The sequence below is a fragment of the Actinoplanes sp. NPDC048791 genome (genome assembly GCF_040650095.1).
Lineage (GTDB): Bacteria > Actinomycetota > Actinomycetes > Mycobacteriales > Micromonosporaceae > Actinoplanes.
Genome location: NZ_JBEZGQ010000534.1, coordinates 1 through 5,826, shown reverse-complemented (window position 1 = coordinate 5,826; position 5,826 = coordinate 1). Strand labels below are relative to the sequence as shown.

Sequence of the window (5,826 nt, the reverse complement as noted above, 5' to 3'; positions counted from 1 at the left end):
CCGCGCCGAACTGTTCGCGACGACCGGCGACTTCCCTGCCGCGTACGCGGAGTACCGCCTGTTCCATGCCGCGACCGAGCAGCTGCACAGCGCCCAGCGGGAGATGCGGGCGCACGCGGCGCAGGCCGTCTTCGAGACCGCCGAGGCCCGCCGGGCCACCGAGCAGTTCCGCCAGCTGGCCCTGCGCGACCCGCTGACCGGCCTGTACAACCGCCGGCACGTCGACGAGCAGCTCGAACGGCTGGTGGATTCAGCCATGCGCGACGGGACCACGCTGTCCGTGGCGCTGCTCGACCTGGACTTCTTCAAGCGGGTCAACGACAAGTTCTCGCACGGCGTCGGTGACCAGGTGCTGCAGCAGGTGGCCGCGTTGCTCGGCACGGCCGTCACCGAGCCGGCGCTGGCGGCGCGGCTGGGCGGCGAGGAGTTCGTGCTGGTGCTGCCGGGCACGGATCCGGCCACCGCGGCGGCCTTCTGCGAGCAACTGCGCCGGAAGCTGCGCGGGCATCCGTGGGCCGAACTGACCGGCAGCCTGCCGGTGACCGCCAGCATCGGGGTGACGACCTACACCGGCGGCACGACCAGCGCGTCCACCCTGCTCTCGCTGGCCGACCGCAACCTGTACGCCGCCAAACACGCGGGCCGCGACCGGGTCGTGCACGACGCGTCCCGCCGCTGACCCGGGCCGGCGTCTTTGACCTGGGCCCGGCGGGCGCACACCATGACGCTGTGATGAGAGCTTCCTCGGACCCACCGGCCCCGCGACGCCGCGAGCCGTCGCTGAGCATCCGTGACGTCGCGGCCGCCGCGGGCGTGTCCTACCAGACCGTCTCGCGGGTGCTCAACGAGTCGCCGAGCGTCAGCCCGGACACCCGGCGCGCGGTGCTCGAGGTGATCGGCCGGCTCGGGTACCGGCCCAACCGGGCGGCCCGGGCGCTGGGCAAGGGCCGGGCCGGCGCGGTCACCGTGGTCACCACCAACACCATGCTGTACGGCTACGCGGCAACGGTGCAGGGCATCGAGGAGGCCGCCCGGCTGCGGGGGCTGGCGGTGGGCATCCGGGTGGTGGAGTCGGGCGGGGCCGCGGACGTCCGGCACGCCGTCGAGTACGTCAGCGATCCCAGCGCGGGCAGCGTGATCGTGGTGGCTTTCGACGCCGTGGGGGCCGACGTGCTGCGCGCCCTGCCGGACGACGTCCCGGCGGTCGGGGTCACCGAGGCCGGCGGGGTCTCCGGCAGCGCCCGCACGATGATCTACCTGGACGAGCGGCAGGCCGCCGGGGCCGCCACCCGGCACCTGCTGGAGCTGGGCCACGAGACGGTGCAACACGTCACCATCCCGTCGGAGACCGGCACGAGTGCGCGGCAGAGCGGCTGGCGGGACGCGCTGGTCGTGGCCGGCGCCCCGGTGCCGGAGGTGGTGGCCGGGGGCTGGGATCCCGGCTCGGCGTACCTGGCCGGGCGCCGGCTGGCCGAGGATCCGCGGGTCACGGCGATCCTGTGCGGCAACGACGACACCGCCCTGGGAGTCCGGCGGGCGCTGCACGAGGCGGGCCGGGAGGTGCCCGGCGAGGTGAGCATCGTGGGCTTCGACGACGTGCCCGGGGCGGCGTACTGGACGCCCGCGCTCACCACCGTACGGATGGATTTTGTGGCGCTCGGCCACGCGTCGCTGGCCGCATTGGTGGCCGGTGAGTCCGGGCCGGAGCCCGTTCTGCCCGCGCCTCATCTGGTGGTTCGCGAGTCGACCGCGGCCCCACGAGCTCACTAGACACCTGCTGGTAACAGAACGGTAACGGGACTTCCCGTGGGCCATGTGACCGGTCACAATCACTGCCATGCATGTGACCGGTCACACATCCACCCGTGGAGGTCCGCGTTGAGATCACTGCCGATCCGAGCCGCCGGCTGCCTGGCCGCGGTGACCGTCCTGGTGGCGGCCCAGTCCGCCGCTCCCGCCCAGGCCGCCGCGCAGCGGCTGGTCGTCGACCTGGCCGCCGGCACCGGGGCGCTGCGCTACGGCGCGACCGGCTTCCTCTACGGCCTCGGCGACGAGGGCATCCCGAACGAGACCATGCTGGCCGCGCTCCGCCCCCAGGTGACCGCCCAGAAGGCACCGGACGGGTTGCAGCACCCCAACGGCGACGCGCTCAGGATCGCCCCGATGTTCAAACGCGCCGGCGGCCGCGACATCCAGATCTACCTCCAGGACGTCTACAAGCAGTGGCCGTACGAGGACCTGGGCCTCGCCGACTACCTGGCCAAGGTGGACACCATCGCCCGCAAGGTGGTGGCCGACCCGTACCGCGCCTCGTACGTCTACGTGCCGTTCAACGAGCCCGACGGCATCTGGTACGCCGGCGACGTGGCCGGCCTGAACGCCGACTGGAAGACCGTGTACCAGCGGATCCGCTCGATCGACCCGGGTGCGCGTATCGCCGGGCCGAACTTCGCCGCCTACCGCTCGGCCGACCTGCGCTCGTTCCTGACCGCCGCCAAGGCCAACGGCGTGCTGCCCGACGTGATGACCTGGCACGAGCTCGGCGACGACTTCTTCACCGGGTGGGAGTCGCACTACAACGACTACCGCGCGATGGAGGCCGCGCTGGGCATCAGCCCCCGGCCGATCACCATCAACGAGTACGGGCGGTTCTCCGGTGACCTCGGCGTGCCCGGCAACCTGGTGCAGTTCGTCGCCCGGTTCGAGAAGAGCAAGGTGGACGGCTGCCTCGCGTACTGGACCACCGCGGGCGGGCTCAACGACCTGGTCACCCGCAACAACCAGGCGACCGGCGCCTGGTGGCTCTACAAGTGGTACGGCGAGCTGACCGGCGGCACGGTCGCCGTCACGCCGCCCTCGGCCACCGGGTCATTGCAGGGGGTCGCGGCGCTGGACCCGGCCAAGAAGCAGGCAAGGGTCATCTTCGGGGGCAACAATCCGGCGTCCGGCACGTACGACACCGACGTGGTCGTCACCGGGCTCGGGGCGGCGGCGTACCTCGGTACGACCGTGCACGCGTCGGTGTGGGCGGTGGACACCTCCGGGCTCAACCCGTCCTCCGGGCCGTACCTGGTGCGTGAGGGTGACTACGCCGCCAGTGGTGGCCAGATCACCGTGCCGCTGACCGGGCTCAAGGGCACGTCGGCCTACCACGTCGTCGTCACGCCGAACACGGACTTGTCCACAGTGGCGTCGGCGTCGCGCTACGAGGCGGAGTACGCCCGCATCGACGGCAGCGCGCGGATCACCTACGGCGGCAACTCCGGTTACTCCGGCACGTACTTCGTCGAGGGGTACGGCGGCAGCACCACCGCCAGCACCAAGTTCGTCGTGACGGCGCCGGCGGACGGCTACTACAACGTGGGGCTGCGCTACTCGGCCGGGCCGTACACCGGGGCGCCCACGGCCAGGTCGGTGCGACTGCGGCTCAACGGCGCCGACCTGACCGACCTCGCGTTGCCGGGCACCACGGACTGGAACACCTGGAACACCGTCACCCGCAAGGTGTTCCTGACCGCGGGCATCAACCGGATCGACGTGAACGCGTACGCAGCGGACGACCGGGACGCGATCAATGTCGACCACCTCGACGTCTCCCCCGCCACCGGCACGATCACCACCTACGAGGCCGAGGCCACCGGCAACACCTTGTCCGGCACGGCCGTGGTCGCCGCGGATCCCGCCGCCTCCGGAGGCCGGTACGTCGGCTACCTCGGTGCGGGCGCCGGCAACACGCTGCGGACCACCGTCACGGTCCCGGCCGCCGGGCGCTACCGGATGGTCGTCGGCTACGCCAACGGTGAGCTGGGCGACGGCGCGACCAACTACAACAGCAACATCGTCGACCGGTACGCCGAGATCAGCGTCAACAGCGGCCCCGCCAAGCGCCTGTACTTCCGCAACACGCTCGGCTGGTCGATCTACCGGACCACCGTCACGGACGTCGACCTGGCCGCCGGGGCCAACACCATCACCTTCGGCAACCCGTCCACCGGCTACGCCCCGAACATCGACCTGATCCGGATCGCCGCACCGATCGGGCAGGAGTGACAGTGGTCTTGTCGGACCTCAGCACCAGCATGGCCTGGGGCCACCCCGCCCTGCGGCTCATCGTGGACGCCCAGCCGGACGCCCCGGTGGCGGTACGCACGCTCGTCACCGGCCGGCCGGACGCGCCGCGGGCCACCCAGCCCCTGGTCGAGCTGCTGATCGCCGGGGAGGGCCGGGCGCGGGCCTCACACCGGTTCTCGGACACGGCTGTGGGCGTACGGCTGCGGTGCACGGGCAGCTCGGAGAGCCGGGACGGCCGGTGGCACCAGCTGCTCGTCCTCCTGCGGGACGAGCGGACCGGCCTGGGCGCCCAGGTGCGGTTCCGCTCGGCCGACGGCGTCGGGGCCTGCCAGGTGACGACCCGGGTCACCAACGAGGGCCCGGCACCGGTGCTGCTGCTGGGCGTGACGTCGTTCGCGGCCGGGTTCGCCGGCTCCCCGGTGGGCGCGCTGGACCTGGTCCGGGCCGACAGCGAGTGGCTGGGCGAGAGCCGTTGGGTGCGCGAACGCCTCCGCGACCACCTGCCCGGCATCGGCCTGCGGGACCACGGCCAGGACGGCCGCGGCCGGTACGCGGTCACCAGCGACGGCACCTGGTCGACGGGGGCGCACCTGCCCACCGCCGGCCTCGTCGACCGGGTCACCGGCCGCGCGTGGCTCTGGCAGATCGAGCACAACGGGCCGTGGCGCTGGGAGGTCGGCGAACGCCGCGAGGGCGCGTACGTGGCGTTGCTGGGCCCGACGGACATCGACCACCAGTGGCAGGAGCGGCTCGCACCCGGCGAGTCGTTCGAGACCGTACCGGTGTCGATCGCCGTCTCCGAGCACGGCCTGGACGGTGCGGTCGCCGCGCTGACCAGGCACCGCCGGGCGCTGGTGCGCCCGCACCCGGACCGCGCGGCCCTGCCCGTGGTCTTCAACGACTACATGAACACGCTGATGGGCGACCCGACCACGGCGAAGCTGCTGCCGCTGGTCGACGCGGCCGCGGCCGCCGGCGCCGAGGTGTTCTGCATCGACGCCGGCTGGTACGACAACGGCACCGACTGGTGGGACAGCGTCGGCGAATGGCGGCCGTCGCACACCCGCTTCCCCGGCGGCCTCGGCGAAGTGCTGGACCGCATCCGCGGGCACGGGATGGTCCCCGGGCTGTGGCTGGAGCCCGAGGTGATCGGCGTGCGCAGCCCGATGGCGGCCCGGCTGCCCGGCGCGGCGTTCCTGCAGCGCGGCGGGGTGCGGCTGGCCGAGCACGACCGGTACCACCTGGACCTGCGGCATCCCGCCGCGGTCGCGCACCTGGACGAGGTGGTCGACCGGCTGACCGGCGACCTCGGCGTGGGTTACCTCAAGCTCGACTACAACATCGACCCGGGCCCCGGTACGGATTTCGCCGCCGCCAGCGCCGGAGCCGGGCTGCTCGACCACAACCGGGCGCACCTGGCCTGGCTGGACCGGGTGCTGGACCGCCATCCCGGCCTGACCCTGGAGAACTGCGCGTCCGGGGCCATGCGGATGGACTACGCCCTGCTGGCCCGCATGCAGCTGCAGTCGACCAGCGACCAGCAGGACCACTTGAGATATCCGCCGATCGCGGTGGCGGCGCCGCTGTCCGTGCTGCCGGAACAGGCGGCGAGCTGGGCCTACCCGCAGCCGGACATGACCGACGAGCAGATCGCCTTCACCATGTGCACCGGCATGCTCGGCCGGCTCTACCTGTCCGGGCGCCTGGACGCGATGACCGAGCACCAGCGCGCGCTGGTGCACGACGGCGTCCGCC

Annotated in this window: 4 protein-coding genes; all 4 read left to right on the top strand. The window is 72.6% G+C overall.

What is annotated here, in order from left to right; genetic code table 11:
* A partial coding sequence (locus AB0C29_RS30240; RefSeq protein WP_360827170.1) for a GGDEF domain-containing protein occupies positions 1 to 679 on the top strand: 679 nt, incomplete at its 5' end.
* A 53-nt stretch (positions 680 to 732) separates the two neighbouring features.
* Positions 733 to 1,770: a LacI family DNA-binding transcriptional regulator gene (locus AB0C29_RS30235; RefSeq protein WP_360827167.1), complete on the top strand. Its 1,038-nt coding sequence runs from the start codon at positions 733 to 735 to the stop codon at positions 1,768 to 1,770.
* A gap of 108 nt (positions 1,771 to 1,878) precedes the next feature.
* Complete coding sequence (locus AB0C29_RS30230) at positions 1,879 to 4,050, top strand: CBM35 domain-containing protein (protein WP_360827164.1); 2,172 nt, start codon at positions 1,879 to 1,881, stop codon at positions 4,048 to 4,050.
* A gap of 2 nt (positions 4,051 to 4,052) precedes the next feature.
* Positions 4,053 to 5,826: glycoside hydrolase family 36 protein (locus AB0C29_RS30225; protein ID WP_360827161.1), on the top strand; the 1,774-nt coding region annotated here is incomplete at its 3' end.